Source organism: Amycolatopsis rhizosphaerae (assembly GCF_007713715.1).
GTDB classification, from domain to species: Bacteria; Actinomycetota; Actinomycetes; order Mycobacteriales; family Pseudonocardiaceae; genus Amycolatopsis_E; species Amycolatopsis_E rhizosphaerae.
Map to the genome: position 1 here is coordinate 17,673 of NZ_VJWX01000001.1, position 26,782 is coordinate 44,454.

The window sequence follows — 26,782 nt, forward strand, 5'->3', positions numbered from 1 at the left end:
CGCAACAAGCATGCCCAGCACTGGCGATGTGGGGGAAAGACGTGAGGCGGCGGGAGACGTTACGGTGACTTCGACCGTTCCGGCCATAGCGAGTTGGCCGGTGGGGAGGGGATCACCGATGGAGGGTGAGCTCGCGGACTTCGAGGAGTTCGTGCAGGCGAGCCTTCCCGGTCTGCTCCGGTACGGGCACGCGCTCACCGGCAATCCCCACGACGCGGCCGATCTCGTCCAGTCGGTGCTGGAGAAGATCGGCGCCCGGTGGACCCACGTGCAGAGCAAGACCGGGGATCCGCTCGCCTACATCCGCCGGTCGATGGCCAACGCACACATCAGCCGCTGGCGCCGCACCCGCCGGGAGAACCTGGTTGCCGACGTCCCGGAGCCGCCGGTGGTCACCCCGGACGATCCGTTCGAACACGAACCACTGTGGCAGGCACTACGCGAGTTGCCGCCGAGGCAACGTGCCGTCATCGTGCTGCGTTACTACGAAGGATTGTCCGAAACGGAGATCGCGCGGAGCCTCGGGATCAGCCCGGGGACCGTGAAGAGCCAGGCCAGTAAGGCGATGACGTCGTTGCGCATGAAGATCGCCGGAGGGAGGGAAGTGCGGTGACCCACGGGGACGACCTGGAAGGCGAGCTTCGCCGCCTGTTCTCGGACGAGCGGCTGGACCTCCGCCCTCGCGGGAACGCCGCGGCCGCCGTGGTCGCCGGCGCCCGCCGGGTGCGGCGCCGCCGCGCGCTGACGACGGCGACCAGCGGGGTCCTCGCGGCCATCCTGCTGGTCGGGGCGGTGCTGTATTTCGGGGCGCCAAGCGGCGGCGGGCAGCAGCAGGTCGCCGCGCCCCCGCTGGAACAGAGCGCGGGCGAACCGGCCTACACCTATCCGCCACCGCCGGTCCCGATCGGCGCCCCCGCCCGCGGTCCACTGGACGAGGACACCACCGGTGGTCCCGAGCAGGTCCCGCCCGCATCTCCCGTGACGCGGCCCGCCACCTCCGCGCCGCCCGGCACGGCCACCACGGCACCCCGCATGTCGGGGGTGCCGCTGAGCGCGATCACCGTGCTCGGGCCGGAGGGCTACGGTGCGCTGCGGCTCGGCATGTCCTTCGACGAGGCGAAGGCCACCGGACAACTCGCCGCCGCCGACGCCCCGTCCGCCGCCTGCACCCGCTACCCCCTGCGGGAGGGTGCGGCCGCGGTCGGCTCGGTGCTCATCTCCCCGAAGACGGGCATCGTGGGCTTCGACGCCACCGGCGCCCGCACGCCCGAGTCGGTGCACGTCGGCTCGACGGTGGAACAACTCGCCGCCGCCTATCCGGATCTGGTCAGGACCCCCGACGGGTTCGCCGCCCCCGCAGGCCGGGGCGCGACCTACCAGTTCACCATCGACGACCACGACCAGGTCTCCGCGCTACGGCTCGCGGCCTCAACCGGCTGTTGAGCGCCGTGAGGGGCCGCCGGATTGCCGTGAGAGGTCCCCTCACGGTCGTATCGACTGTGAAGGGACCTCTCACGGCAATCGTTGAGGCCGGACGTGGGACTTACGGGTTCTCCAGGGAATCGCGGAGGACGGGGCAGGACATGCACCTCGGGCCGCCCCGGCCGGAGCCGAGTTCGGAGCCCGCGATCGCCAGGACCTCGATCCCGGCGTCCTCGAGCCGGGCGTTGGTCTCCACGTTGCGTTCGTAGCCGACCACGACACCCGGCGCCAGCGCGAGGGTGTTGTTCCCGTCGTCCCACTGCTCCCGCTCGGCGGTCACCGGGTCCAGGCCGGTGTCGATCACCCGCAGCTTTTCGACGCCCATCGCTTCGGCCGCCGCCTGCAGGAAGGGCTCGGGACCGTCGACCCGCAGGGAGCCGTCGTGGCTGGGCCGCAGCGTGTACGCCACCAGCGAATCCCGGGCCAGCGGGTACATCACGAAGGCGTCGCGGTCCACCATGGTGCACACGGTGTCCAGGTGCATCGTCGCGCGGGCCTGCGCGATGGGCACCGCGAGCACGGTGTGCACGAGGTGGTCGGCGAACACCGAGCGCGCCAGCGACTCCGCCCCGGCGGGGCTCGTCCGCTCGCCGATGCCGACCGCGAGTACTCCGGGCGCCAGCAGCATCACGTCGCCGCCCTCCACGGGCGCCGAGTGGGCGCCGTACGCCCGGGCCGCGTGCCGGAAGCGGGGGTGGTAGGCGTAGATGAGGTCCAGCAGCGCCGTTTCCCGGCGCCGGGCGGGCATCGCCAGCGACGAGATGGCGACCCGGTCCCCGATCCAGACCGACGAGTCGCGCGTGAACAGCAGGTTCGGCAGCGGGTCGACCGCGAAGTCGTGCGGGTGGTGCATCTTCCGGACCAGCGAGGCGCCTTCGGCGGCGGGCAGTTCCTCGAAGGTGACCCCGGAGATCAGCACGTGTGCGAGGGTGGCCGCGTCGACCCCGGAAAGGTGCGAGCTCAGCGAGTCGGCGAGATTGTCGCCCAGCCTCCGCCCGTCCACCGCCGCCCGGATTCCGGCGGCATGCGCCCGGGAATCCGCCAGCGCGGTGGTCAGCACTTCGGTCAGCAGCAGCACTTCGACGCCGCGGCTCCGCAGGACCTCGGCGAAGGAGTCGTGCTCCTGCTGCGCCCGGTCCACCCAGGGAATCGAATCGAACAGTAGTTGGTCGTTGTTGCGGGGCGTGAGCCTTTTGAGCTCTTCACCCGGCCGGTGGAGCAGCACGGTACGCAGTGGTCCGACTTCGCTGTCCACCCTCGGTCGGCTGGTCATGGCCGCAGCCTACGGCAGCCAGGACAGGTGGCCCTTCAACAACGAATAGCCCACGAAGGACACCACGTCGAGCAGGGTGTGCGCGAGGACTAGTGGCCACAGCCGGTTGGTCCGCTGCCATACCCGGCCGAACACCAGGCCCATCACCAGATTCCCCACGAAACCGCCGAAGCCCTGGTAGAGGTGGTAGCTCCCGCGGAGCACGGCGGCCGCCAGCAGCGAGCGGTTCTCGCGGACCGCGAGCTGCCGCAGCCGGGTCAGCAGGTAGCCGATGACGAGCATTTCCTCGGCGAAGGCGTTGCCGAAGGCCGAACAGGTCAGCGCGATGGGCCGCCACCACGTGTCGCCCAGCGTCGAGGGCACGACCGCGAGGTTGAAGCCGAGCTTCCAGCCGGTGTAGTACAGCGCCAGACCGGGGATGCCGATCAACGCGGCCAGCCCGGCGCCGCCGAGCACGTCGCGCCCGCGCCACGACAGGCCCACCGAGCGGAGCCGGATCCCGGCGCGGACCAGCAGGTATGCGCCGAGTGCGCCCCAGCCCACCAGTTGCAGGGCGCCGAGTAGTTGCGCGAGCAGGTCGAGCAGATCGGCCGCGGCCCTCGGCACGTTCAGCGCGACCTGCTGTTTGTTCAACGGAGCCGGTTTGAGCAGCGAGTCGAGCAGCGAGAGCAGGCTGCGGGCACCGGACATGCCCAGCGTGATACCGAAGACGATCAGCAGCTCGATCTTGATCAGCCGTCGTTCGGACTCGTCACCGATCGCCTCGGGTGTCCCCGGCCGGTCGGGGCGCAGCCAGTCACGGGCAACGGAGGTCACGCGCGCACGCTACCTTCTTGATTCATGGCACCGAAAATAGCGACCGCGGACCGGGTGGGGCGTGAAGAACTGCTGGAGTTCCTGCGTCCCCGGCACCGCGCGATCCTGATGACCACCCGGGCCGACGGGCGGCCGCAGCTGTCCCCGGTGACCGCCGGGATCGACCCCGAGGGCCGGTTCGTGGTGTCCACGTATCCGAGCCGGGCGAAGGTGGCCAACGTCCGCCGCGAACCGCGCGTGTCGGCCTGCGTGCTGTCCGACGAATGGAACGGCGCGTGGGTGCAGATCGACGGCCGGGCCGAGGTGCTCGACCTGCCGGAGGCGCTGGAGCCGCTGGTCGAGTACTACCGGTGCATCTCCGGCGAGCACCCGGACTGGGACGAGTACCGCGCGGCGATGCGACGTCAGGGCAAGTCCCTGATCCGGGTGACCATCGAATCCTGGGGCCCGATCGCCACCGGTGGTTTCCCGCCGGGCGTGGCCTGACCGCTACCCCTGGCGCTGGGCGGCGAGGAACGGGCAGCCGACCAGGCGCCGCAGTTCCACGGCGAGCTGAGGCGGGTCGGACACCGGTCGCGAGAACGCGAGGCGCACGTCGTGGTCACCCGAGTCGGTCTCGACCCGCAGCCGCAGGCCGAACTGGTCCAGCCCGAGCGGCCGGATCAGGCCGCCGCGCAGTTCTGCCGGGAGGTGCCGGGCGAGTTGCCCGACCACGTCCGGGTGCCGGTGTTCCAGATGGCGCAGCCAGTCGCTCTCCTGGCGATGGAACGGGTCGGGTTCGGCGGCGCTGAACGCCTGGGGCAGCAGGGAGTGGGTTCCCTCGGCATCGGCCAGGACGAGCGAGGCCGGGGTGAGCCGCAGCATCGCCATCCCGTGGCCGAGGTCCAGCAGGCGGGGGTCCGGCCGCTGTTCGGCGATGACCAGTGCCTCCGCCCTGGCTTCGGTTTCGTCGAGGAGGTCCAGCCAGCCGGTGATCCACAGCAGTCCGCGCACCGGCTCGCGGAGTTCGACCGGGGCGAGGTCGGTCAGTTCGACGACGGTCGCGCCGGACGGGAGCGGGTGGTCCTCGGGGAGCAGGATGCTCACGCTTCCGTTCGCGTGCACGTGGTGCAGTTCCGGCCGGACCCGCTCGCCGGGCAGCCCGGTCGGCAGCACCACGGCCGGGTAGTGCCGGGCGGCGATCGTCCTGGCCCGTGCGGCGGGGCTCGGCGTGGGGGGACGGCGGGTGAAGGTCGCGGACACGGACCACCTCCTACTAAGGCAAGCCTAACTTGCCGACCCGAAAAGGGAAAGCAGTCACACTGGCGTGTCCGCGCGGACCGGTTTGACACGGCCCTCGGGTCGTTCGGTCTCCTCGTGGGATGTCCGCCCTGCGGACCCGTTTGTCCGGCTGCCGTACGCTACTAGCGTGTCCCTTGTGTCAAGCGCTGTGGAACTCACGCCCCCGGGGCCCCGTGGAATTCCTCCCCTGTTCGCGCGGCTCGTCGACGACTCGGCGCTGTTCCCCCCGAGGACCGCGACCATGCCGGAAGCGCTGCGAGAGCACTTCGAAACGAGGGCCGGTGAGCGCTCGGGACTACTGGGGGTCTTCCTCTGCCAGGCGTCCCGGCTGCCCGAGCTCATCACCGAGCTCATCAAGGTGAAGCCCAAGCAGCCGCTACCGCTGTCGCTCATCATCGACACCGGCCTCGGCGGGGTACCCAAGGCGATCTCGATCGTGGAGTCCCGCAGCGAACTGCTCTCCCTGCGCATGGTGGAGATGCCCGCACCCTCCGATGTGGACGAGGTGTGGCTCGAGCGGGTGTCGGAGTTCGTGCCCGAGGACGTGATCAGGGTGGTCGAACCGCGGCGCGGGGTCGGCTGGCTCGACGGCGTGCGCAAGGTGATCGAGCACGGCAGCTGGCCCAAGATCCGCTGCGGCGGGCTGTCCAGCGAGAACTTCCCCAGCGTGGACGAGGTGGCCGACTTCCTGTCCGTGGTCGGCTCGTTCACCGGCGCCTCCTTCAAGGCGACGAACAGCCTGCACCGCGCGGTACGGCACGAAGCGCCGGACACCGGCATCGTGCACCACGGTTTCCTCAACCTGCTCGTCGCCGTCGGGCGCTGCCTCTCCGGCGGCGACGTGCGTGACGCGCTGTCCTCCACCGACGGTGAAGGGCTGGCCGAGGAGGCGCGCGGGCTGTCCGAGCCGGCCGCGAAGGCGGTGCGTGCCCTGTTCGCCTCGTACGCCTCGGCCACCTTCGCCGAGCCCGTCGCCGATCTCGAGGCCCTCGACCTGTTGTGACCGCCGAGGGCGCGCTGACCCTGGACCGCGGCCTGGCCCTGCTGCAGGCGGTGGCGGACGCGGGCGGCGACGCCGCGACCATTTCGGAGCTGGCCGCGACCATCGGGGCGAGCCGCGCGGCGGTGTACCGGCTGCTGGTTCCGTTGTCGGCGCGTGGACTGGTGCGGCGCGACGGCAACAAGGTACGGCTGTCGGTGGGGGTGCTGCGGCTGGCGGGCCAGGTGCTGCCGCAACTGCGGGAGGCGGCGCGCCCGGTGCTGCGGGCACTGGCGGAGAAGGCGGAGGCCACCGCCCACCTGTCCGTCGCCGAGGGCGACCACGTGGCGGCGGTGGTGGTGGTCGAACCGTCCTCGGCCGATGTCCACGTGGCCTACCGGGTCGGCATCCGGCAGCCGATCGGGGCGGGAGCCGTGGGCAAGGCGCTGTCGCTGAAGCAGGAGGGCCGCGGCTGGGTCACTTCGTCCGGTGACGTGGCGCGAGGGGTCGTCTCGGTCGCCGCACCGGTGCGGGGCGTGCCGGCGCTGAAGGCGAGCGTGGGCGTGCTGTCGCTGGGGCCGGTGCGGGCGGAGGTGACCGGTCCGCAGGTGGTGGCGGCGGCGATCGCGCTCACCGGGGCACTGAAGTGAACGCCGTGAGGGCCTTCCTCACGGCGTGTCGGGTCAGTTGACGAGGGCGATGAGGGTCCGGGTGGCGTTCTGCAGGGGCCCGGCCGACTGCCGGGCGCGAGCCAGCAGCAGCGCGCCTTCCACGGTGACGACGATGTGTTCGGCCAGTCGCGCGGCCTCCTCGGCCTCGCGACCGTGCTTTTCCAGGTATTCGGCCAGGGTCCGGGTCCACCGTTCGAACACCCCTTCGGCGGCGGCCCGGATCGGCTCGGATTCCGAAGCCATTTCCAGCGTCACCGTCGCGATGGGGCATCCCTGGCGGTACTCGGAGCCGGCGAGCATCTGCTCGTGCAGGGCGATGTAGTTCTCCACCAGGTATGCCGGGGTCTCGGCGTGCACGGCGAGTTCGCGCAGCGCTTCGGCCACGTACTCGCCCGCGGTGGTCAGCGCCTCGACGGCGAGTTCTTCCTTGCCGGGGAATCCTCCCTCCTCGACGAGTTCGGCGAGGCCGGCGGCCGCATAGCCGCGCTCCTGGAACAGGCGGCCGGCGAGGCGGACCGCTCTGGCTGAGGCGTCGGGGGAAACGTCCATCGTGCCATCCTAGAGATCATGATCACCCGCCGGGATGAGTACTTCCCGCGGCCGCGCGAACCACTCCCGAACAGGCTCTAGGCGGTTACGGCCTGCCAAGTCGCTATCACGGTGAGCCCGGCGAAGACGAAACCGGCGAAGCGCTGCAGCTTCTTCGGGTGGATGCGGTTGCGGACCTTCCGGCCGAGGAGCACCGCGATCCCGGCGACGGCGATCAGGGCGAGGAAGGCGCCGAGGCCGACCGTGAACGGCGCGCCGTAGCGCGCGGCGAGCGCGGCGGTGGCCAGTTGCGAGGCGTCACCCCATTCGGCGGCGAACAGCACGCCGAACGAGGTGAGCGCCGCGCGGGCGAAGCTCACCGGTCCGGGCCCGGAGCGGGCGGCGTCTTCCTCGCCGTCGCTGTCCGCGGAAAAACCCTCCCGCAGCAACAGGAAGGCGCCGAGCCCGAATAGCGCGGCGACCACGGTGGCCACCAGTGCGTCCGGCAGGAAGGTCAGGGCGTGGCCGAACGCGACCGCGATCGCCGATTGCACGGCGAACGCGACGGCCACGCCGGCGAAGACCGGCCAGGCACGGAACCGAGTGGTCAGCACGAGCGTGGCGACCAGCGTCTTGTCCGGCAGCTCGACCGCGAGGACCAGCAGGAACGTACTGGCCAGCGTGAGCAGCGCGGTGGACAACCCCATTTCCGCCCCCTTTCACTGCAACGATAAAGGGGAATGCCGGAAAATGCCAGTGGGCCGGAATCACGAATCGCCGGTTTTGGCGCGGTGTTATACCTGTTTTCGGCGAACCGAAACCAATTCTTTCGGCCGCCTCGTCAGGCGAGGATTTCCTTTAGCTTCGCCGCGCCGGTTCGCTCCAGCCAGGCGGAAAACGTCAGCAGGCCGGGGTGCCTGCGACGCAGGTCTTCGATGTCGGCGACCGGCTCCTTGATCGAGTTCATCAGCTCGTAGCCGCGGGCGTACCGTTCGTTGATCTTCCGGAGGTCGTCGAGCGACAAGTGGACGTAGGGGACGTCCATTCCGGTCGCGGCGCTCACGGCCGCCGCGATCTCGCCCGGGGTCAGGCCGTCTCCGGCCAGTTCCAGTGTCTGCCCCCGGTAGTCCTCCGGACGGGACAATGCGAGCGCGGTGAAGGCGGCGATGTCCTCCAGCGCGATCAGCTGCTGGCGCGTCCCGGGGTTCAGCGCGGTGCGGAGGGCGCCGTCGCGCAGGCCGAAGATCGGCATGAAGTAGTTCTCCATGAACGAGGCCGGGCGCAGGATGGTGGCCGAGATGCCGAGTTCGCGCAGGTAGCGCTCGATCGCCCACTTGTCCTTCTGCAAGCCCTTTTCGGCGAGCATGTCGGCGCCGAGGCCCGAGCTGTAGACCAGGTGCTCGACCTCTGCTCGCCGGGCCGCGTCGGCGACGTTCTTTCCGGCCAGGAACTCGTCCTGGTCCGGAGTCTTGGGGCCGGGATGGACGGCAAAGACGCCGTGCACACCGCGCATGTGCCGTTCGACCGACGCCGGATCCGCGAGGTCTCCGGCGACCACCTCCGCGCCGGCCTCCGCCAGTGCTCGTGCCTTCGGGGAGGCGGGGTCCCGGGTGAGGGTCCGCACCCGCCAGCCGTCGGCGAGAAGCCGTGCGGCCACCGCGCCGCCTTGTTGTCCGGTGGCGCCGGTGACCAGGGCCGTTCTGTCCACGTGATACTCCCTTTAATCGGGGCGATCGTTCCGGTTCAAGGATACGGAACGATCGCCCCGGTTGTCAAAGATCAGGGACTTAGGTCCCGGCAAGATCAGGACCACGGGACCTGATGCCGACCGTCTCACCCCAGCAGGATGAACGTGTGGACGTGCTTGAGTTGGCTCGGTGGCAGTTCGGTATCACGACCGTCTACCACTTCCTCATGGTTCCGTTGACGATCGGCCTGTCCGTCCTCGTCGCGGGAATGCAGACCGCCTGGGTCCGGACCGGGGACCAGCGGTACTACAAGATGACCAAGTTCTGGGGCAAGCTGCTCCTGGTCAACTTCGCCATGGGAGTGGTGACCGGAATCGTCCAGGAGTTCCAGTTCGGCATGGCCTGGAACGCCTATTCGCGATTCGTCGGGGACGTCTTCGGCGCCCCGCTGGCGATGGAGGGCCTGGTGGCCTTCTTCATCGAATCGACCTTCCTCGGACTGTGGATCTTCGGCTGGGACCGCCTGCCGAAGAAGGTGCACCTTGCCTGTGCCTGGGCGTTTTCGCTCGCCACCGCGGTTTCGGCCTACTTCATCCTCGCCGCCAACTCCTGGATGCAGCATCCGGTCGGCGTCGATCTCGTCAACGGCAAGCCGACCATGAAGTCGATCTGGGCGGTGCTGACCAACAGCACGGCGCTGGCCGCGATCCCGCACACCCTCGCGGGCGCGTTCTCGGTCGCCGCCGCCTTCCTGGTCGGCATGGCGGCCTGGCACCTGTGGCGCAAGCGCAAGGAGGACGACGAGCATCGCGCCGTCTGGCGCTCCTCGCTGCGCCTCGGCGGCTGGGTCGGTGTGGTCGCCTTCGTCGTGCTCGCCATCACCGGTGACGTGCAGGGCAAGCTGATGTTCCAGCAGCAGCCCATGAAGATGGCCTCGGCCGAAGCGCTTTGCCACACCGAAAAGCCCGCCAGCTTCTCCATCATCGCCATCGGCGACGTGGGCAAGGAGAACTGCGAGGACGTCAAGACCTTCAGCGTCCCGGCCCTGCTTTCCTTCCTCGCGCACAACGACTTCAAGACCGAGGTCAAGGGTGTGCAGGACCTGGTGGTCGAGTACCAGGCCAAGTACGGCACGAACTACCCCGTCGATCCCGCGCTGGGCGAGCTGTCCGGCAAGCCCATCGACTACGTCCCGAACCTCCCGGTCACCTACTGGGGCTTCCGGATGATGATCGGTTTCGGGGCGATCTCGGCCGGGATGGGCCTGCTCGCGCTGTGGGTGACCCGTCGCGGCCGCATCCCCGACACGAAGTGGTTCCCGCGCCTGATGCTGCTCGCCGTGGCCACACCCTTCCTCGGCAACAGCACGGGCTGGATCTTCACCGAAATGGGGCGGCAGCCCTTCGTGGTGGCCCCGAATCCGTCCGGAGTGGACGGTGTGTGGATGTTCACCGCGAGGGCCGTGTCGAACCTGTCCACCGGCGAGGTGTGGACCTCGCTGATCGCGCTGACCCTGATCTACGCGGTGCTCGCCGGGGTCGAGGTCTTCCTGATGCGCAAGTACGTGCGCGGCGGGATCGAAGGCGTCATCCCGCCCGCACAGGACGGGGACAAGACCGGCAAGACCGACTCGGGCGAGACCCTCGCCTTCGCCTACTAGGAACCGACATGTGCAGCTGTGGACAACTCCGGGTGTTGTGGACAACCCGGTGGACAACTGATCGCGAGGACGAGCGATGAGCCTGGAAATCCTGTGGTTCTGCCTGATCGCCATCCTGTGGCTGGGCTACCTGTTCCTCGAGGGCTTCGACTTCGGTGTCGGCATGTTGCTGCCGATCCTCGGCCGCAACGAGACCGACCGGCGCGTCCTGATCAACACGATCGGTCCGGTGTGGGACGGCAACGAGGTGTGGCTGCTGGTCGCGGGCGGCGCGACGTTCGCCGCCTTCCCCGGCTGGTACGCCTCTCTGTTCTCGGGGATGTACCTGCCGCTGGTGCTGGTCCTGCTCGCGTTGATCGGGCGTGGGGTGGCCTTCGAGTACCGGGGCAAGGTGGACTCGCCGCGCTGGCGCCGGACCTGGGACCTGGTCATCATGATCGCTTCGTGGGTGGCGCCGCTGGGCGTGGGCCTGCTGCTCACCACCTCGGTGCTCGGTCTGCCCCTGGACGCGCACGGCAACCGGGTCGGTTCGGCCTTCGTGTCGGTTTCCTGGGAGACGCTGGTCGGTGCCCTCGCGGTCGCGGCCTTCTCGCTGCTGCACGGCGCGGCGTTCGTCGCGCTGAAGACGGCAGGCGACATCCGGGAACGCGCCCGGCTGTTCGCCGCCCGGTTCGCCCCGGTGGCGCTGGTGCCGATCGTGGGCCTGCTCCTGCTCGTGCAGCTGCGGCAGGGCGAGTGGTGGACGCTGGTGCCGCTGGCGATCGCCGGGGTGGCCGGGCTGCTGGCCTGGCGCATGCTGGTCCTCGACCGCGACGGCGCCGCCTTCGTCGCGCTCGGCGTGGCGCTGGCGGGCACCGTGATCACGATGTTCGGGGCGCTGTACCCGGACGTCCTTCCGTCTACTTTGGACCCGGCGTACTCGCTGACCGTCAGCGGGGCCGCTTCCAGCCCGTACACGCTGAAGGTGATGACCTGGGTCGCGGCCTTCGGCACCCCGGCGGTGCTGGTGTACCAGGGCTGGACCTACTGGGTGTTCCGCAAGCGGATCAGCGCGCGGCAGATCCCGCCGGTGCACACGCCATGAGCTTCCCCGGCCGCTCCATCCTTCCCGCTCAGTTGTCCGCAGTGGACACGGTGCGTCCGGGGAAGGGACCGCTCGGCGCGCTGCCGCACCTGTCCAGGGCGGCGCGCCGGGCGCTTGCCCTGGCCGGTCTCCTCTCGCTCGGCAACGCCGTCGCCCTGGTGGCGCAGGCGTTCCTGCTGGCCTCGGTCTGCGCGGCGGTCGTCGCCGGTAAGGCCGTGCCGGTGGTCTCGGTGGGCGTCCTGCTCGGCGTGGTGCTCGCGCGGGCGCTGCTCGCCTGGGGCCTGCGCGTGGTCAGCGCCCGTGCCGCGGCCGGGGCGAAGGAGGAGCTGCGGGCGAAGGCCGTCGAGCACGCGATGCGGCTGGGGCCGGAGTGGATCGCACGGCGCGGGCCCGCCGAGCTGACCTCGTTGACCACCAAGGGACTCGACGCGCTCGACGCGTACTTCACCGAATACCTCCCGGCGCTGGTGACCGCGGCGGTGGTGCCGCTCGGCGCCGGCGCCGCGGTGCTGTTCGCCGACTGGCCCTCGGCGGTGATCATCGCGCTGACCGTGCCGCTGCTGCCGGTGTTCGCGATCCTCGTCGGGCGTTACACCGCGGAGCGGTCCGCGGCCGCGACCGAGGCCGTGCACCGGCTTTCCGGTCAGCTGCTGGAACTGGTCCGTGCGCTGCCGGTGCTGGCCGCGTTCCGCCGGGCGGAGGCGCAGGCGGAGACGGTCCGGCGGGTCTCCGACCGGCACCGGCGGGCCACCATGAAGACCCTCCGTGTGGCCTTCTCCTCGGCCTTCGTGCTCGAACTGGCGGCGACGCTGTCCGTGGCGCTGGTCGCCGTGGTGATCGGCGTCCGACTGGTGGCGGGGAACCTGCCGCTGGCGATCGGGCTGGGCGTGCTGATCCTGGCGCCCGAGTGCTACCAGCCGCTGCGCGCCGTGGGCGCCGCCTTCCACGCGAGCGAGGACGGCGTGGAGGCCGTGCGCCGGGTGGCCGAGCTCCTCGCCGAGCCGGTCGCCCCCGAGGGCACGAAGGTGCCCGGACGCGGCGAGGTGCGCGTGCGGGAGTTGCGCGTCGCGCGGCGCGGGGGGTTCGCCCCGGACGGCGAGTCGTTCACCGTCCGGCCCGGAGAGCTGGTGTGGCTGCACTCGCCCAGCGGGGCGGGCAAGTCCACCACCCTGGCGACCCTGCTGGGTTTCGTCCGGCCCGCCTCCGGTGAAATCACCGTCGACGGCACCGACCTCGTCGATATCGACATGTCGCTTTTTCGACGTCGGATCGCCTGGGTGCCGCAGTCTCCCGCATTCACCGCCGGAACCGTCCGCGCGGAACTCGAACTCGCCGGGGCGAACCCCGGTGACCTGGACGGCCTGCTCGCCGAGCTGAACCTCGCCGGGCTGGCCGATCAGCCGGTCCACCGGCTCTCCCTCGGCCAGCGGCAGCGGGTCGCGGTGGCCCGTGCACTGGCGCGGCTGCGGGCCGGGGCCTGGCTCCTCCTGCTCGACGAACCCACCGCGCACCTTGACGCGGCGAACGCGGCGCTCGTGCTGTCCGCCGTGGACCGGGCGCGCCGCGACGGCGCCGCCGTGGTGATCGCGGCCCACGACCGGCAGGCCACCACCGTGCCGCCGCTGAGCTCCGTGCCCGTTCCCGCCGCCCAGGAGGTGACCAAGCGCAGGGGCGCGGCCCGGGCCCTCGGCCGGGTCCTGGAGAAGCGGTTCTTCACCGGCGCCGCGCTGGGTGCGCTCGCGCTGGTCGCCGGGCTGGCGCTGACCGCAACCTCCGGCTGGCTGATCGCGAAGGCTTCGCAGCAGCCGCCGATCCTGACGCTGAGCGTCGCGATCGTCGGGGTACGCACCTTCGGCCTCGGCCGGGCCGGACTGCGCTACGCGGAACGGCTGGTCACGCACGACGCGGCGTTCCGCATCGCCGGGAAGCTGCGGGTGAAACTGTGGGGTGCGCTGGTGCGCCAGGGGCCCGCCCACGCCCTTCGCCACGGTGAAAGCCAGCAACGGCTGGTGGCCGACGTGGACACCGTGCGCGACCTGCTGCCCCGGGTCCTCACCCCGCCGTTGATCGCCGGAACCGTGCTGGCCTGCGCGGTCGCCGTGCAGGCGGTGCTGCTGCCCGCGGCCGGTCTCGCCCTCGGCGTGGCCGTGCTGACCGGCGCGATCGTGGCCCCGCTGCTGGCGCTGCACCTCGGGCGCCGCTCGACCTCGGCGCTGGCGGCGGGCCGCCGCACGGTCGGTGCCAAGGTGCTGGAGTTGTTCGAAGGCGCGGCGGAACTGCTCGCCTTCGACGCCTACCGGCCGCGCCGCGCGGCGCTGGCCGCCGCGGACGCGGAGCTGGTCACGCAGGCGCGGCGGCAGGCCCTCGGCGCTGGTGCCGCCGACGCGGTGATCGCGCTGGTCACCGGGGTGGCGGCGGTGGCGAGCACCTGGCTGGCCATTCCGGCGGCGGCCCGTGGCGAGCTCGACCCGACCGTGGTCCCCGTGCTCGCGCTCGTTCCGCTCGCGTTGGCCGAGGTGCTGTCGCTGCTGCCGCCCGTGGCACAGCACTGGGACACGCTGCACCAGGCGCACGCGCGGCTGGAGGCCTCCGAGGCGGCCGGGACGCCGTTGACCGCCGGAGAAGACACGGACGGCGACATCGAACTCGCCGGGGTGGATCTCGCCTGGCCAGGGCACGAACCGGTGCTGCGCGGGGTGGACCTGAAGATCCCGGCGGGCACGCGGGTCGCGGTGGTCGGGCCGTCGGGTGCCGGGAAGTCCACCCTGCTGGCCGCGCTGCTGGGTTTCCTGGAACCCGCGCGGGGGATCGCACGAATCCCGCGGGCGGTCGCGTGGGCCCCGCAGGACCCGCAACTGGTGTCGACCACGGTCGCGGAAAACCTCCGCCTGGCCGACCCGAAGGCGGGTGAAGACCGGCTGGCCGAGGCCCTGCGCCTGGCCTGCCTGCCCGAACTCGGCCTCGACACGGTCCTGGGCAGCGCGGGCAGCGGGCTCTCCGGCGGTCAGGCGCAGCGGCTCGCGCTGGCCCGCGCCCTGATCGGGGCACCCGGTGCCCCGGTGGTGCTGCTCGACGAGCCGACCGCCCATCTCGACCAGGACACCGCCCGCCAGGTACTGGACAACCTGCGGACGGCACTGGCCGGGCACACCGTCGTCCACGTCACGCATCACCCCGAGGAGGCGGCCGACGCCGATCTCGTGCTCGAGGTGTGTGACGGGCGGGTCGGCAGCCGGGTCGTGGCGCGGGAGGACGTCTACTCTTGATAGCGCTCATGGAACCCATGCTTGCCGCGCACGCGCTGTCCGCGGCCACCGAAATCACCACCGCCGCGCTGTCCGGTGACGAGCCGGACGCGGTGCTCGCCTCGGTGGTGCGCAAGGCCGCCGAACTCGCGAAGGCCGACCTCGGCCTGGTCATGGTGCGGTCCGACGACGGAACCCTGTCGGTGGAGGCGGCCTACGGCTCGGCCACCGACAAGCTGCGCGGAGTGGCGCTGTCCGCCGAGTCGGCCGCCGGTCAGGTCGCTCGCGGGGGCGAGACGGTGGCGACCGACGACGTCACCACCGATCCCCGCACCGCCCCGTACCTACCGGAAGAGCTGCGGGAATACGGCCCGTTCGCGGCCGCGCCGTTCGGCACCGGCGGCCGGGTACTGGGCGCGCTGGCGGTCTACCGGCGCCGGGGTGCCGAAGGGTTCTCGCAGGCCACGGTCGAGGTGCTGACCGCCTTCGCCGCGCAGGTGGGGGTGGTGCTCGCGCTGGCCGAAGGGGCCAACGCCCGCCACCGCGTCACCCTGTACGAGGAGCGGGAGCGGATCGCCCGCGAACTGCACGACGTGATCGTGCAGCGGCTGTACGCCGCCGGAATGCAACTGGACCGCGTGCGGCGACGGATGCGCAAGCGTTTCGCCGGGGCCGACGCCTCCCGCCTCGGCGAGGCGATCGACCAGCTCGACCAGACGATCGAGGAGATCCGGGGCACCGTGCGCAGCCTGCGCAACCCGGCTCCCGAGCCCGAGGCGAAGCCCGCCACCGACCTCGCGCAGTCCGCACGGGACGAGGTGCGGATCGCGGAGGAACTGCTCGGCTACCCGCCGACACTCGAACTTTCCGGCGATTTCAGCGACATCCCGGCGGAGCGGGCCGACCACATCCGCGCCGCCCTGCGGGAGGCATTGTCCAATGTGGTCCGTCATTCCGGGGCCAGCGAGACCAGGGTCACCCTGCACCGCGATGCGAAGGAAGTCCGGCTGCGGGTGCGCGACAACGGGGCCGGAGTGCCGCAGGGGGTGGAAACCCGCGGCCTGCGGCACCTCGCCGAACGGGCGAAGAGCGCCGAGGGCCACTTCCACCTCAACTCCTCGCCCAGCCTGGGCACCCTGGTCGCGTTCGACCTGCCGCTCCACCCGGAGAAGTGACTCTTCGCCCCGCGAGTCCATGGCGGCCCTACGAAACCGACGAGTTCCCGCCCGACTGCGAGGTCTCGAGCGAGACGATCTCGAAAGCACTGGTCGAGTTCTTGGATACCGGCAAACGGTCGCTCAGCGTCGTATGGCAGCAAGGTGACGATTCGGAGTATTAGGCGAATGGTCATCGGGTGAGCCGTCCCGCTGTCCTCATAGCTGGGTGGAAGCTTCGGAAGGCGCGCTCAGCCCATGCCCTCCACGGTGTGGAGGACCTTCCCGAGCAGGATGGACAGTTCCTCGCGCTCGGTTTCCGAGAGGTCTTCGAGTGCGGCGCGCTCGGTTTCCAGTTGCCGGGGCAGCAGGTCGTCGATGAGGGTTTCCGCCTCGGGGGTGAGGCGGACCTGGACCACGCGCCGGTCCCGCTCGCTCGCCGCGCGGGAGATCAGGCCGAGTCGTGCGAGCCGGTCCAGCCGTTTCGTGATCGCGGCTCCCGAGGAGAGCATTTCCCGGCTGATCTGCCCCGGGTTGAGCACGCCGTTGCGGCGGAGCGCGCACAGCACGTCGAATTCACCGCGGGTGAGTTCGTGCCCGGCCAGCAGGTCGTCGGTTCCGCGCCGGATCAGTGACGCCAGCCGCAGCACCCGGCCGATCACCGCCATCCCCGAGGTGTCCAGTTCGGGCCGCACCTCTCGCCACTGGCCCCGGGCCCGGTCGATGAGATCGCTCACCGGTTCGCTCCTTCGCGACGTAAGTTTCGATAGTATTTTACTCGTGAACTTTTGGCATCGGCACCGCCTCGGCGACGCGCTCACCCCTGCCGGGTGGTGGCGGCTGCGACCACTCGCCGTTCCCGCCGCGCCGACCGCCCTCCGTGCCATGGTGGGGGCGAACATAGTCCTGGCCGTGGTGGTACTAGCCGGGCATGCCGAGTGGGCGCCCGCCGCCGCCTTCGGCGGGATGACCGCGGTGCACGCCCGTTTCGAACCCCACGCGATCCGCGCCCGGCTGCTCGCCTGGATCGGCGCCGGGCTCACGCTCTGCGTCGCGCTCGGGTCGGCGGCGGGTGCGGCGCGGTGGGGGCCGCTGCCCGTGGTGATCCTGGTCGCGCTGGTTGCCGCCGTGGCGAAACTGCTCACCGACGCGGTGGACGCCGGGCCGCCCGGCGGGCTGATGTTCGTGTTCGCCGTGGCGACGATGTCCGTACTCCCCGGCACCTGGACGGGGGTCGCGGCGCAGACCGGCGTCGCGGCGCTCGGGGCCGCCGTCGCCTGGGCGACGGGCCTGGCCGGCTGGTTGTTCTCCCGGTCGGGACACCAGAAACCGACCGCGTGGCGGGCGGGGGTGCGGGCAGCGCTGCGACGCTCGTCCCACGAGTTCGGACGGGCGGCGAAGGTCGGCCTCGGGGTGTTCGCGGCCGGGCTGGCGGCCCAGCTCCTTCACCTCGGCCACCCGTACTGGACGATGATCGCCGCCGCGGCGGTGCTCCAGTCCACCCACCTGCGGCATACGGTGCACCGCACCGTCCAGCGCGTGCTCGGCACGCTCGCCGGCGCGGTGATCGCGGCACTCCTGCTCGCGGCCGCCCTTCCGCTGCCGGTCAAACTGGCGTGTGTCGTGATCGCGCTGCTGGGCGCGGAACTGACCGTCATCCGCAACTACGCGCTGGCGATGCTGTTCGTCACCCCGTTGACCCTGCTGCTCGGTTCCCTGCTCGCCCAGGGGAGTGCGTTCGGCACCGCATCCGACCGGGTGCTCGACACCGCGCTGGGCGCGGTGATCGGGCTCGTCGCGGCCCTGGTCCGGCCCGGCCGCGGGTACCACACCGCCGCGGCGTGAGGCTTACTTGCCGTGGCGCGCGACCCAGGCCACGGCCTGCGTCCGGCGCTGCATGCCCAGCTTCGCCAGCACCGAGGTGACGTAGTTCTTCACCGTCTTCTCGGCGAGGAAGAGACGTTCGGCGATTTCCCGGTTGGACAGGCCTTCGCCGATCAGTTCGAGCACGCTGCGTTCCCGCTCGGTCAGCCGCGACAGCTCGTCCTCGTACGGGTGGCGAAGCTTGTCCAGCACGCGAGCCGTGCTCACCGGGTCGAGCAGCGACCGGCCCGCCGCGACCTCGCGCACCGCGTTGACCACGTCCTGCCCGCGCACCTGCTTGAGCAGGTAGCCCGAGGCCCCGGCCATGATCGCGCCGACCATCGCCTCCTCGTCGTCGAAGGCGGTGAGCACGAGGCAGTACGGCGGGTTGGGCTTGGACCTCAGCTCCCGGCACAGCGTCACGCCGTCTTCGCCGTTGCCGAGCCGCACGTCCACCACCGCCACGTCCGGTTCGACGTGCATCGCCACGGCCAATGCCTCATCGGCGCTGCCCGCTTCGGCGACGACCTCGATGTCCGGTTCGTCGCCGAGCAGTTCCCTCAGCCCGCGCCGGACCACTTCGTGGTCGTCGACCAGCAGCACCTCGATCGCCATACCTCGAGGTTACGTGCTTCGCGCCCAGATCCGGCGTGACGTGGCTTCCGGGTCGGAAACGACCGAAACCGGCACGTCCCAGATCCGGGTCAGCGCCGTCCCCGGTTCGTATTCCGGCCAGCCCGGGTCGCCGGTGGCGGCGAACGACAGCCATGCCTTGCGGATCTGGGCGCTCAGCATCTCGGCCTCGGGCGGCACCGGGTTGCCCAGCAGCATGGTGCCGAGCGGACCGGAGAAGGAACCGAAGGTGAGCGGGACGTCGAGCCCGTGGCACGCGCCGAGAAGGGGCCCGGCCCAGGTGAGTTCGTAGCTGTAGCTGCGGCCGGGGTGGTTTTCGGCGCACCGGATGGCGGGGATGCGGAAGATCGCGTCGGAGCGGATGAGGACGTGCAGTTCCTGGTCGGACATCGCGGGGTAGGCGGCCCGGTAGTCCTCCAGCGACACCCCGAAGGCTTCGGCGCTCGCGGCCGGATCCTGGACCGACGAGGGCTCGTTCAGGACGAACAGGCGGTACTCGTCGCGGTTGTACCCGGCGATCAGGTCCACTTCGGGGCGCAGTCCGAGCCACGGGTGGTCGACGATCAGGTCCCCGTCGATCACCGGACCGTACGGGGTGATCTCGCCCGGAACGCTCTGCACGCGGTGGATGTCTTCGGCCGGGATCCGGGCGAACGCCTCCGCGGTCACCTCCGTCGCGGGCACGCCCAGCGCGGCGGCGATGCGTTCGGTGGTCCTCCTCGCGCGCGTTTCCCGCAGACAGCCGTTGGCGATGCTCTGGCCGATGGCGCGGTGGAACAGGCCGCGCGCGGCGCCTGCCGCGGTGAGGACGGCGACCGCGGTGGCTCCCGCCGACTCGCCGAACAGCGTGACGTTGTCCGGGTCGCCACCGAACCGGGCGATGTTGTCCTGCACCCAGCGCAGCGCGGCCAACTGGTCGAGGAAGCCGCGGTTCTGCGGAACGCCGGGCAGCCAGCCGAAGCCCTCGAAACCGACGCGGTAGTTCACCGTCACCACGACCACACCGCCCGCGGCGAGGGTGGCGCCGTCGTAGTCGGGCTGACGGCTGGTGCCGATCAGGAAGGCGCCGCCGTAGAGCCAGACCATCACCGGCAGGCCGCGGGCGCCCGGATCCGGGGTCCAGACGTTGACGCTCAGGCAGTCGGTGGACTGGGTGGGCTGCCAGGCCGAGGGCAGTCCGGGGAGGAAGGTGCCCTGGGGCGGGTCCGCGCTGAACCGGCTCCCGTCCCGCGTGCCGTCCCACGACGGGGCGTCCACCGGCGCCTGGAACCGGCGGAGGCCGTCGAGCGGGGCGGCGTAGGGAATGCCCTTGAACGCGACGCAACCGGTGCCCGGAATGCCACGCACGGCGCCCCGCGTGGTCTTCACGATCGGATCCACGCGCTCATGAAATACCAGAATCACGTTCTGGGGGAAGGGGGCGGCTTTACTCCATCCGCGGGTCGTGATCGGGATGCGGTATCACTGAGGGTATGTCCGCGATCCCGGAACTCCAGCAACGGCAGATCGATCGTTGGTGTGAACGGCAGGCGCCAGTGGTGAAACGTGGCGAAACGCGGGTTATGTCCCGTTGGCGCGGGCGAATGGTGACGCTGGTGGAGAAGCGCGCGGACGCCGAGGGCAGCGGTCCGTTCGGTGGCGCCGAGCGCGCCTTCGCGCAGTTGCGGTACGGCACGGACGGGCTCTGGACGCTGTACTACTGGTCTCGCGAGCTGGGGCACTGGCGCCGGTATCCCGTCGGTGAGCCGGAAACCTCGCCCGTGCCGCTGCTCGGTCAGATCGAGAACGGCGAGTACGGCGGCTACTTCTTCTAGGCCGAACGGCGGTACGACAAGATATGCGGGGTGACGGATCTTCGCGCCTACCTTCGCTCGCTCGACGTGAAAACGCTCGCCGAGCTGCTGACCGAGCAGGCGGAGCGCGATCCCGAACTGCGTGAGCGGCTGCTGCGCCGCGCCGGGGAGCCCGGCGGCGAGCTGGCCGAGGTGCGGGACCTGCTGGACGGGCCCGCGACGGCCCGCGCCGGAGCCTCGCAGGAGGGTTTCGACGAGGCGGCCAAGATCGGCGCGGTGCTGGACACCCTGCAGCGCCTGCTCGATTCCGGGACGCGCGCCGATCTGGCCCCGCTCGCCCGTCGCGCGGTGGATCGGATCACCGGCGCGGCGCGAAGGCGCGAGAACCCTTCCGGGCCCGTGGGCGCGGAGCTGCGGCGGGCGGTGCGTCTCTACGCGCGGGCCTGCGCGGCACATCCGCCCCGGCCGGAGGAGCTCGCGCAGTGGATCATCGACAGGGAGTTCGACGGCCCCGGCAGGCCCGAAACCGACCTCGCGGAGTTCGCCTCCGCACTCGGCGAGGACGGGCTCGGGAAGATCAAGTCCACTGTGGACGAGGTACTCGCGGAGGCCGGACCGGACGAGGCCAGGCGGCGAACCGCCGAACGCCTCGCCGAGCAGCTCGCCGAGATCTCCGGCGACGTGGACGCGCTGCTGGAGATCCTGTCCCGGCGCCTGCCGCGGCAGGAGGTGAACCTCAAGATCGTGCGGGTGCTCCGGGCCGCGGGGCGGACCACCGAGGCCGTGGCCTACGCCGCCCGGGCGCTCAACGGGGACTCCCGGCCGGTCCCGGCGCCCGCGAAGACCCGGCCGGAGGCACCCGCCCGGGTGAGCGCCGAGCCGGAACCGGAATCCCCCATCGCCCTGCTCGCACGGCGCGCCCCCGAGGACGTCGCGGCCGCCGACGAGCTGGTCCGCGCCCTGCTCGCGGACGAGCGGCCGGACGAGGCGTGGGAGGCCGCCCAGCGCTACGAGTGCTCCCCGGCGGTGCGGCTCGAACTGGCCGGACGCCGCGAGGCGGAGCATCCGGCCGACGCGATCGCCGTCTACCGGACCCACATCGACTCGCTGATCGAGCAGAAGGGGGCGGGCCAGTACGAGCAGGCGGCCCGGATGTTGCGGAGGGTGCGCACCCTGCACCGGAAGGCGGGTACGCCAGGGGAGTTCGCCGAGTACCTGGCCGAGCTCGTCGCCGCCCACAAACGCAAGGTCAGGCTGCTCGACGAGATCCGCCGCGCCCGGATCGCCCTGCCCGGGACCCGATCGTGATCCCGGCCGCACCCCCGAGTCCTCCCGGTGCGACGATGTGCCCATGACCGAGCTGCCGTCGCAGGAGTCCGCCGAGACCGAGAACGTGCGGGGACTCCTCGAAGAGGTCCTGCGCGAGTTCGACGAGCTGGGCCCCGACTCCGAGCCCCTGCAGGTCGAGCTGCTCGCCTCCGAGATCCTCGGCGAATGGTGGGAGGCCGGGGACGACCTCGCCGCCGAACTGATCGACTTCGCGGCGGCGGCCCCCGAGCCGGGGCGCCTGGTCGCGCCGCTGGCCGTGCTGCGCAGCCTGGCGGGCACCGAGGAGCAGCGGGCGGCGGCCGGGCTCGCCCTCGAGAAGCTGGGGCGGGACGAACCCGCCTGGGCCGGGCGGCTCAACCAGGTGACCGTGGGCGACTGCTGGCGCACCGCCGACGTCTACGGCGACGCGAGTTCCGTGCTGTGCGTGTTCGGCGAGGGTGAGGGTGCGCACGGGCTGCTCGTCTCGATCGGCTACGCGATCCACGGCGGCTGGGCCGACGAGGCCGTCATCGTCGAGGCGCCGCACGAGGTCGTGGCCGAGATGCGGACCCAGGCCGCGGAGAGCGGGGGCCTGATCACCTGCGAGCGGATCAGCCCCGGCCGGGCCCATCAGCTGCTCGCCGACGCCTTCGTGGGCACCGAGCTGCAGGACGAGCCCGAGATCACCGACGACTACGTGCGCTTCCGCGCGCTGGCGCAGGCCCGGCTCCGGGTGCTGCCGGAGCCCGAGCCGGTCGATCCGCCGCGGGTGCTTTCCACCGAGGACCAGGCCGAGATCATCGACGAGTTCTTCCGCTCGACCACGGACGTCGCGGACACCGAGGCCGCCCGCGTGTGCGTGCTGCGCCTGATCGAGTTCGGCGCCGAGCACGATCCGCGGCGGCCGCTGCGGGTCGGCCCGGACAAGCTGGCGTCCTTTGTGGACTACGTCGACGACGGCGACGTGGCGCTGACCGAGGAGCAGGACGAGGTCCTGCCCGAGGTGCTGGCGGCCTGGGCCCGCTGGGGCGCGAACCGCGACGGCCTGTCCGAAGAGGCGACCGAGTCCCTGCTGGAGGCGGTGGACGACCGGCTCTACGAGCGGGACCTGGAGGGCGAGTCCACAATGGACGCCTATCTGGACGGCCTCGAGGACCTCGACGAGCAGAGCGTGGCCGAACTGCTCGAGCGGCGGCGGTTCGCGGTTCCCGAAGTGGTCGCCGAACTCGGCGGCGAAGAGGTCGAACTCGACCCCTCCGACCCCGAGCAGCGGCGCCTGCTCGCCCTCGCCGAACACCCCGAATTCCAGGACTCGCTGGCCGAGGACGACCTCGACGAGGACGGTTTCCTCCGGCTCGCCGCCTACTCCACGCTCGTGGACCAACTGTGGGACGGGGAGCCCGTCGAGGTGTGGCGGGCCGCGCGGCGGTTGCGGGACAAGGGACTCGATCGCGACCAGGTGATCGAGGAACTGGCGAAGGTACTCGAAGAACGCCTCGCGCCCGGCGAGGACGACGAACTGGAGTTCGACATCGACGAGTACTGCCAGGCCCTCGACGAGCTTGGCTGAGCCGCCCTACGGGCCGGCGGTGCCTTCCGGCGCCTTCTGGCGCCGGCTCGCCAGCACGTCGTTGAAGTCCAGTGCGAACGCACCGACCGCCATGGCCAGCAGCACCGCGATACCCAGCAGCGCCCCGATCCACGTGAGGATGATCGTGATCATCGGTGTTGCTCCTCCCTGGTCAGGGTGTATTTCCTACTGACCAGGGTGCGGTTCGCGGGTGGATCACGGTATCGGCCAACCGGTTGGTGGCCGCCGATCCGGATCGGCCGAACGGCTGATCTTGGCAGGGCCTGTATTGAAGTCAAACACAACCCAGGGCCTGTTCGAACCAGGCTCTACAGCTTCCGCAAGCGGACGCGGTTGATGGAGTGATCGGCGTCCTTGCGCAGCACGAGGGTGGCTCGCGGGCGCGTCGGCCGGATGTTCTCGATCAGGTTCGGTTCGTTGATCGTGCGCCACAGATGGGTCGCCTCGGCGCGTGCTTCGTCGTCGGGCAGGCCGGCGAAGTGGTGGAAGTGCGAGGCGGGGTCGGAGAACGCGGTCTTGCGGAGTTCGAGGAACCGTTCGACGTACCAGCGCTCGATGTCGTCGTTGTGTGCGTCCACGTAGATCGAGAAGTCGAACAGGTCCGCCACGGTCAGCCTCGGCCCCGGCTGCAGCACGTTGAGGCCCTCGATGATCAGGATGTCCGGACGGCGGACGAGGAGTTCCTCGCCGGGCACGATGTCGTAGGCGAGGTGCGAGTACACCGGCGCCCTGGCCTCTTCGGCTCCGGACTTGACCTCCGTCACGAAACGCAGCAGCGCCCGCCGGTCGTAGCTTTCCGGGAAACCCTTGCGGTGCATGATGCCGCGGCGCCTCAGTTCGGCGGCCGGGTACAGGAATCCGTCCGTGGTCACCAGATCCACGCGCGGGTGGTCGGGCCAGCGGGCGAGCAGCGTCCGCAGCAGGCGGGCGGTGGTCGACTTCCCGACCGCGACGCTGCCGGCAATGCCGATGATGAACGGCACCTTGGTGCCGCGGGTGTCCTCGCCGAGGAACGTCGTGGTCGCCTCGTAGAGCCGCTGCCGGGCCGCCACCTGAAGGTTGATCAGCCGGGACAACGGCAGGTAGACCTCGGCCACCTCGGTGAGGTCGACCTGTTCACCCAGACCCCGCAGCCGCAGCAGTTCTTCGGCGGTGAGCGGAAGGGGGGTGCTGCGGCGCAGTTCCCGCCACTGTTCCCGGTGTAGCTCGACGTAGGGGCTGACCTGGAGAACCCGTGCCATTCCCACACTCCTTGCCCGTCGCTGGGCCGGCGCCGATGTCTGCGTAACGCTGTTCTTACGGTAGGTCTTACGAGCGGGAAACGCTCTGTGACTTACTACACCCCGCCGCCACGTCGTGGGTGCGGAAGCGGAGGCACGCAGGTCAGCGGGCTCCGAACACCTCGGTCCAGGCCGCGGCGACCTGTCGGGCGCAGGTCTGGGGAGTGACGCCGCCGACACCGGTGCCGAGCCCCGGCATGGCGATCGTGCGCACCGCGCGACGGATTTCCACGCCGTGCTCGAACCGGCCGTCGCGCCAGGTGAGGAACACCGCGCGCGCGGCGAGATAGGGGTGCACCGTGTCCTCGGGCAGCACCTCGCCGGGCTCCCGCCGGATCGGCGCGCTGATCAGCCAGGCCGGGACCGGTTCCCCGGTCGGCACGACCACGGCCTCCCCGATCGGCAGTTCGCCGCCGTGATAGGCGAGAACGGCGCTGCGCACGTGCTGTTCGGCATCGGGGAAGGCGCGCGCGTAGAGCGCGTCCACACCGCCTCGCAACCAGCCGTAGGCGTTGCCGGGGCTCACGACCGCGTCGGCGGCCACGTCGAGCACCGAGCCCCGGTACGCGCGAACGTCGCCACGGACGGTGTCCGCCACCGTCTGCCAGGCGCGGCCGAGGTGTTCGTCGAGGGCGCACAACACCAGGGAAGGAGTGGGGGGTGAGACCAGATCCTCGATTCCCTCGCGGGTGGCGTGCAGGCCGGATTCGGCGGTCACGGGGTACACCATGCCAAAAAAATCGATCGGGCGTAACCGTGATGTGGCGCAGCGCCTCCGGCGGATCGGCGCCGACCGGGTGCGTAACCTGTCGAGGTGGCAAGGATCGCATATTTCGGACCCGAGGGGACCTTCACCGAACAGGCCGCGCGCGCCCTCGCCGGTCCCGGTGACGAACTGTTCCCGGTCGAGACCATCCGGCTCGCGCTCGCGGCGGTTCGCCGCGGCGAGGCCGACAGCGCGTGCGTGCCGGTGGAGAACTCGGTCGAGGGCCCGGTCCCGGCGACCCTGGACGGTCTCGCCGAACAGGAGCCGCTCATCGCGGTGGCCGAGTCGCTGCTCCCGGTGCACTTTTCCGTGCTCGTGCGGCCCGGCACCACCAGGATCGAGACCGTGGGCAGCCATCCGCACGCGCTGGCTCAGGTGCGGCAGTGGATCGAGGTCAATCTGCCCGGTGCCCGCACCCTCGCCTCCTCTTCCACCGCCGCCGCCGCGGTGTCCGTCCAGGCCGGAGAGCTCGACGCCGCCGTCACCGCCCCGGTCGCGGTGCAGCACTACCCCCTGGAGGTACTGGCCACGGGGGTGAACGACGTGGACGACGCCCGGACGCGGTTCCTGCTGCTGCGCAGGCCGGGGCTGCCCCTGCCCGAACCCACCGGCGCCGACCGCACCTCGGTGGTGGCCGCGGCGGCCAACCGCACCGGTGCGCTCGCGGAACTGCTCGCCGAACTCGCCGGCCGGGGGATCAACCTGACCCGCCTCGACGCCCGCCCCGCACGGGGGAACTTCGGCGAGTACCGGTTCTTCTTCGACTTCGAGGGACACATCGCGGAACCCCGGATCGGCGACGCGCTGGCCGCGCTCCGCCGCCGCTGCCATGAGGTGCGCTTCCTCGGTTCCCACCCCCGGGCCGACGGGGTCCGGGCCACCGTCGCCCCCTCGGCGGCCAACGAGGACTTCGTCGACGCCGCCGCGTGGGTCGAGGCGGTCCGGAACGGAGATCTCGCGTGAAGCTGTACCTGATCCGGCACGCGCAGAGCACGGCGAACGTCCGCAAGATCCTCGACACCGCACTGCCCGGCCCGCCCCTCACCGAACTGGGGCATCAGCAGGCGCAATCGCTTGCGGAGAAGCTGGCCGCCGAGCCGATCGTCGCCGTGTACGCGTCGTACGCCCTCCGGGCGCAGCAGACCGCGGCGCCGCTCGCGGCCACGCTGGCGATGGACGTGCAACTGGTCGAAGGCGTCCACGAGGTCAGCGTCGGCGACCTGGAAGGCAGAGGGGATCCGGAGGCGCTGCGCGCCTATGCGGCCACCGTGCACCCCTGGACCAGGGGCGACCTCGGGGTCTCCATGCCGGGCGGGGAGAGCGGCCACGAGGTGCACGCGCGGTTCACCACTGCGGTCGCCGAGCTCCGGGCCAAGCACGAGCCGTCGGCGCCGGAGGGGGCCATCGCACTGGTGAGCCACGGCGGTGCCATCCGCCTGTCCGCCGAATGGCTGAGTGGCAACGTCCGCCCCGAACTGGCCGACCAGGGGTTGATTCCCAACACCGGGATCGTGGAACTGGAGTCGTCGCCCGGCGGCTGGCGTTGTCTCAGCTGGGTGGGCATCCCGATGTGAACCGGTGTCGTTGCGGTTTTACCGTGAGTGCCCACTCTTGGTGAGTAACTTCCGCAAGCCAAGGCAACCCGCGTGTGGACCGGACGTCCTCCGGGTAGTGCTCATCCAGGGAG

At 71.1% G+C, this 26,782-nt stretch carries 28 protein-coding genes; 16 read left to right on the forward strand and 12 right to left on the reverse strand.

What is annotated here, in order from left to right:
- The first annotated feature begins 118 nt into the window (after positions 1-118).
- Positions 119-613: a SigE family RNA polymerase sigma factor gene (locus tag FNH05_RS00090; protein ID WP_144584652.1), complete on the forward strand. Its 495-nt coding sequence runs from the start codon at positions 119-121 to the stop codon at positions 611-613.
- Positions 610-1,443, forward strand: a complete 834-nt coding sequence (locus FNH05_RS00095; protein WP_144584653.1) for a hypothetical protein — start codon at positions 610-612, stop codon at positions 1,441-1,443. The genes FNH05_RS00090 and FNH05_RS00095 overlap by 4 nt, the downstream gene beginning before the upstream one ends.
- A 100-nt stretch (positions 1,444-1,543) precedes the next feature.
- Here FNH05_RS00095 and FNH05_RS00100 read toward each other — a convergent pair whose 3' ends face one another.
- Positions 1,544-2,737: an arginine deiminase gene (locus FNH05_RS00100; protein WP_186382288.1), complete on the reverse strand. Its 1,194-nt coding sequence runs from the start codon at positions 2,735-2,737 to the stop codon at positions 1,544-1,546.
- Positions 2,738-2,764: 27 nt separating this feature from the next.
- Positions 2,765-3,571: a CPBP family intramembrane glutamic endopeptidase gene (locus FNH05_RS00105; RefSeq protein ID WP_186382285.1), complete on the reverse strand. Its 807-nt coding sequence runs from the start codon at positions 3,569-3,571 to the stop codon at positions 2,765-2,767.
- A gap of 24 nt (positions 3,572-3,595) precedes the next feature.
- Between FNH05_RS00105 and FNH05_RS00110 the strand changes: the two genes are divergently transcribed.
- On the forward strand, positions 3,596-4,057 hold the full coding sequence (locus tag FNH05_RS00110; RefSeq protein WP_144584655.1) for a PPOX class F420-dependent oxidoreductase: 462 nt from the start codon (positions 3,596-3,598) through the stop codon (positions 4,055-4,057).
- A 3-nt stretch (positions 4,058-4,060) separates the two neighbouring features.
- Here the strand turns inward: FNH05_RS00110 and FNH05_RS00115 are convergent, their stop codons facing one another.
- Positions 4,061-4,813 carry a DUF2470 domain-containing protein gene (locus FNH05_RS00115; RefSeq protein WP_144584656.1) on the reverse strand — a complete coding sequence of 251 codons (753 nt, stop codon included), beginning with the start codon at positions 4,811-4,813 and terminating at the stop codon, positions 4,061-4,063.
- A gap of 187 nt (positions 4,814-5,000) precedes the next feature.
- On the opposite strand from FNH05_RS00115, the gene FNH05_RS00120 reads away from it, so the two are divergent.
- Together FNH05_RS00120 and FNH05_RS00125 are read left to right on the forward strand one after the other, a co-directional pair.
- The gene (locus FNH05_RS00120) at positions 5,001-5,855 is read left to right on the forward strand and encodes a hypothetical protein (RefSeq protein WP_281287584.1); all 855 of its coding nucleotides are present in this window, start codon (positions 5,001-5,003) and stop codon (positions 5,853-5,855) included.
- On the forward strand, positions 5,852-6,481 hold the full coding sequence (locus FNH05_RS00125) for an IclR family transcriptional regulator (protein ID WP_144584657.1): 630 nt from the start codon (positions 5,852-5,854) through the stop codon (positions 6,479-6,481). The genes FNH05_RS00120 and FNH05_RS00125 overlap by 4 nt, the downstream gene beginning before the upstream one ends.
- A gap of 33 nt (positions 6,482-6,514) precedes the next feature.
- Here the strand turns inward: FNH05_RS00125 and FNH05_RS00130 are convergent, their stop codons facing one another.
- The 3 genes from FNH05_RS00130 to FNH05_RS00140 all read right to left on the reverse strand — a co-directional run bounded on the left by FNH05_RS00130 (position 6,515) and on the right by FNH05_RS00140 (position 8,738).
- A complete protein-coding gene (locus FNH05_RS00130; RefSeq protein ID WP_144584658.1) occupies positions 6,515-7,051 on the reverse strand; it encodes a TetR/AcrR family transcriptional regulator in 537 nt (178 codons plus the stop codon).
- 77 nt (positions 7,052-7,128) lie between these two features.
- Positions 7,129-7,737: a TMEM165/GDT1 family protein gene (locus FNH05_RS00135; protein ID WP_246127350.1), complete on the reverse strand. Its 609-nt coding sequence runs from the start codon at positions 7,735-7,737 to the stop codon at positions 7,129-7,131.
- Positions 7,738-7,871: 134 nt separating this feature from the next.
- On the reverse strand, positions 7,872-8,738 hold the full coding sequence (locus FNH05_RS00140; RefSeq protein ID WP_144584659.1) for an NmrA/HSCARG family protein: 867 nt from the start codon (positions 8,736-8,738) through the stop codon (positions 7,872-7,874).
- Positions 8,739-8,884: 146 nt separating this feature from the next.
- Between FNH05_RS00140 and FNH05_RS00145 the strand changes: the two genes are divergently transcribed.
- From FNH05_RS00145 to FNH05_RS00165, 5 genes are all read left to right on the forward strand, one after another.
- Positions 8,885-10,378: a cytochrome ubiquinol oxidase subunit I gene (locus tag FNH05_RS00145; RefSeq protein ID WP_144584660.1), complete on the forward strand. Its 1,494-nt coding sequence runs from the start codon at positions 8,885-8,887 to the stop codon at positions 10,376-10,378.
- A gap of 76 nt (positions 10,379-10,454) precedes the next feature.
- The gene (gene cydB / locus FNH05_RS00150; RefSeq protein WP_144584661.1) at positions 10,455-11,462 is read left to right on the forward strand and encodes a cytochrome d ubiquinol oxidase subunit II; all 1,008 of its coding nucleotides are present in this window, start codon (positions 10,455-10,457) and stop codon (positions 11,460-11,462) included.
- On the forward strand, positions 11,459-14,728 hold the full coding sequence (gene cydD, locus FNH05_RS00155; RefSeq protein ID WP_144584662.1) for a thiol reductant ABC exporter subunit CydD: 3,270 nt from the start codon (positions 11,459-11,461) through the stop codon (positions 14,726-14,728). Before cydB ends, cydD begins: the two co-directional genes overlap by 4 nt.
- An 8-nt stretch (positions 14,729-14,736) precedes the next feature.
- A complete protein-coding gene (locus FNH05_RS00160; protein WP_144584663.1) occupies positions 14,737-15,882 on the forward strand; it encodes a GAF domain-containing sensor histidine kinase in 1,146 nt (381 codons plus the stop codon).
- Positions 15,879-16,046, forward strand: coding sequence for an Imm1 family immunity protein (locus FNH05_RS00165; RefSeq protein WP_144584664.1), 168 nt, complete (start codon positions 15,879-15,881; stop codon positions 16,044-16,046). The genes FNH05_RS00160 and FNH05_RS00165 overlap by 4 nt, the downstream gene beginning before the upstream one ends.
- 66 nt (positions 16,047-16,112) lie before the next feature.
- On the opposite strand, the gene FNH05_RS00170 is transcribed toward FNH05_RS00165, so the two are convergent.
- A complete protein-coding gene (locus FNH05_RS00170; RefSeq protein WP_246127352.1) occupies positions 16,113-16,598 on the reverse strand; it encodes a MarR family winged helix-turn-helix transcriptional regulator in 486 nt (161 codons plus the stop codon).
- 43 nt (positions 16,599-16,641) lie between these two features.
- Here FNH05_RS00170 and FNH05_RS00175 point away from each other — a divergent pair, with 43 nt between their 5' ends.
- Entirely contained in the window at positions 16,642-17,706 is a 1,065-nt protein-coding gene (locus FNH05_RS00175; RefSeq protein ID WP_144584665.1) for an FUSC family protein, read from the forward strand.
- Positions 17,707-17,709: 3 nt separating this feature from the next.
- Here the strand turns inward: FNH05_RS00175 and FNH05_RS00180 are convergent, their stop codons facing one another.
- Complete coding sequence (locus FNH05_RS00180) at positions 17,710-18,339, reverse strand: response regulator (RefSeq protein ID WP_144584666.1); 630 nt, start codon at positions 18,337-18,339, stop codon at positions 17,710-17,712.
- 9 nt (positions 18,340-18,348) lie between these two features.
- On the reverse strand, positions 18,349-19,737 hold the full coding sequence (locus FNH05_RS00185) for a carboxylesterase/lipase family protein (protein ID WP_144584667.1): 1,389 nt from the start codon (positions 19,735-19,737) through the stop codon (positions 18,349-18,351).
- A gap of 92 nt (positions 19,738-19,829) precedes the next feature.
- Between FNH05_RS00185 and FNH05_RS40140 the strand changes: the two genes are divergently transcribed.
- The 3 genes from FNH05_RS40140 to FNH05_RS00200 are packed head-to-tail and all read left to right on the forward strand — an operon-like array spanning position 19,830 to position 23,028.
- A complete protein-coding gene (locus FNH05_RS40140) occupies positions 19,830-20,171 on the forward strand; it encodes a DUF3024 domain-containing protein (RefSeq protein ID WP_144584668.1) in 342 nt (113 codons plus the stop codon).
- A gap of 30 nt (positions 20,172-20,201) precedes the next feature.
- Positions 20,202-21,458 (forward strand): hypothetical protein, encoded by a 1,257-nt coding sequence (locus FNH05_RS00195; protein WP_342781511.1) that lies wholly within the window; start codon positions 20,202-20,204, stop codon positions 21,456-21,458.
- Positions 21,459-21,501: 43 nt separating this feature from the next.
- Positions 21,502-23,028 (forward strand): hypothetical protein, encoded by a 1,527-nt coding sequence (locus tag FNH05_RS00200; protein ID WP_144584670.1) that lies wholly within the window; start codon positions 21,502-21,504, stop codon positions 23,026-23,028.
- A gap of 6 nt (positions 23,029-23,034) precedes the next feature.
- Here FNH05_RS00200 and FNH05_RS37690 read toward each other — a convergent pair whose 3' ends face one another.
- From FNH05_RS37690 to FNH05_RS00210, 3 genes are all read right to left on the reverse strand, one after another.
- Positions 23,035-23,181 carry a hypothetical protein gene (locus FNH05_RS37690; RefSeq protein ID WP_186382286.1) on the reverse strand — a complete coding sequence of 49 codons (147 nt, stop codon included), beginning with the start codon at positions 23,179-23,181 and terminating at the stop codon, positions 23,035-23,037.
- A gap of 176 nt (positions 23,182-23,357) precedes the next feature.
- On the reverse strand, positions 23,358-24,290 hold the full coding sequence (gene coaA / locus FNH05_RS00205) for a type I pantothenate kinase (protein WP_144584671.1): 933 nt from the start codon (positions 24,288-24,290) through the stop codon (positions 23,358-23,360).
- 142 nt (positions 24,291-24,432) lie between these two features.
- Positions 24,433-25,047, reverse strand: a complete 615-nt coding sequence (locus FNH05_RS00210; protein ID WP_144584672.1) for a macro domain-containing protein — start codon at positions 25,045-25,047, stop codon at positions 24,433-24,435.
- A 96-nt stretch (positions 25,048-25,143) separates the two neighbouring features.
- Here FNH05_RS00210 and pheA point away from each other — a divergent pair, with 96 nt between their 5' ends.
- Together pheA and FNH05_RS00220 are read left to right on the forward strand one after the other, a co-directional pair.
- Complete coding sequence (gene pheA, locus FNH05_RS00215) at positions 25,144-26,058, forward strand: prephenate dehydratase (RefSeq protein WP_144584673.1); 915 nt, start codon at positions 25,144-25,146, stop codon at positions 26,056-26,058.
- On the forward strand, positions 26,055-26,669 hold the full coding sequence (locus FNH05_RS00220) for a histidine phosphatase family protein (RefSeq protein ID WP_144584674.1): 615 nt from the start codon (positions 26,055-26,057) through the stop codon (positions 26,667-26,669). The genes pheA and FNH05_RS00220 overlap by 4 nt, the downstream gene beginning before the upstream one ends.
- Positions 26,670-26,782 lie beyond the last annotated feature (113 nt).

What these genes read in the sequence shown, in the direction of transcription:
- FNH05_RS00135 (WP_246127350.1), bottom strand. Translation starts at nt 7,737, where the DNA reads ATGGGGTTGTCCACCGCGCTGCTCACGCTGGCCAGTACGTTCCTGCTG.
- FNH05_RS00090 (WP_144584652.1), top strand. Translation starts at nt 119, where the DNA reads ATGGAGGGTGAGCTCGCGGACTTCGAGGAGTTCGTGCAGGCGAGCCTT.
- coaA (WP_144584671.1), bottom strand. Translation starts at nt 24,290, where the DNA reads ATGGCACGGGTTCTCCAGGTCAGCCCCTACGTCGAGCTACACCGGGAA.
- FNH05_RS00160 (WP_144584663.1), top strand. Translation starts at nt 14,737, where the DNA reads ATGGAACCCATGCTTGCCGCGCACGCGCTGTCCGCGGCCACCGAAATC.
- FNH05_RS40140 (WP_144584668.1), top strand. Translation starts at nt 19,830, where the DNA reads ATGTCCGCGATCCCGGAACTCCAGCAACGGCAGATCGATCGTTGGTGT.
- FNH05_RS00180 (WP_144584666.1), bottom strand. Translation starts at nt 18,339, where the DNA reads ATGGCGATCGAGGTGCTGCTGGTCGACGACCACGAAGTGGTCCGGCGC.
- cydD (WP_144584662.1), top strand. Translation starts at nt 11,459, where the DNA reads ATGAGCTTCCCCGGCCGCTCCATCCTTCCCGCTCAGTTGTCCGCAGTG.
- FNH05_RS00110 (WP_144584655.1), top strand. Translation starts at nt 3,596, where the DNA reads ATGGCACCGAAAATAGCGACCGCGGACCGGGTGGGGCGTGAAGAACTG.
- FNH05_RS00200 (WP_144584670.1), top strand. Translation starts at nt 21,502, where the DNA reads ATGACCGAGCTGCCGTCGCAGGAGTCCGCCGAGACCGAGAACGTGCGG.
- FNH05_RS00130 (WP_144584658.1), bottom strand. Translation starts at nt 7,051, where the DNA reads ATGGACGTTTCCCCCGACGCCTCAGCCAGAGCGGTCCGCCTCGCCGGC.
- cydB (WP_144584661.1), top strand. Translation starts at nt 10,455, where the DNA reads ATGAGCCTGGAAATCCTGTGGTTCTGCCTGATCGCCATCCTGTGGCTG.
- FNH05_RS37690 (WP_186382286.1), bottom strand. Translation starts at nt 23,181, where the DNA reads ATGATCACGATCATCCTCACGTGGATCGGGGCGCTGCTGGGTATCGCG.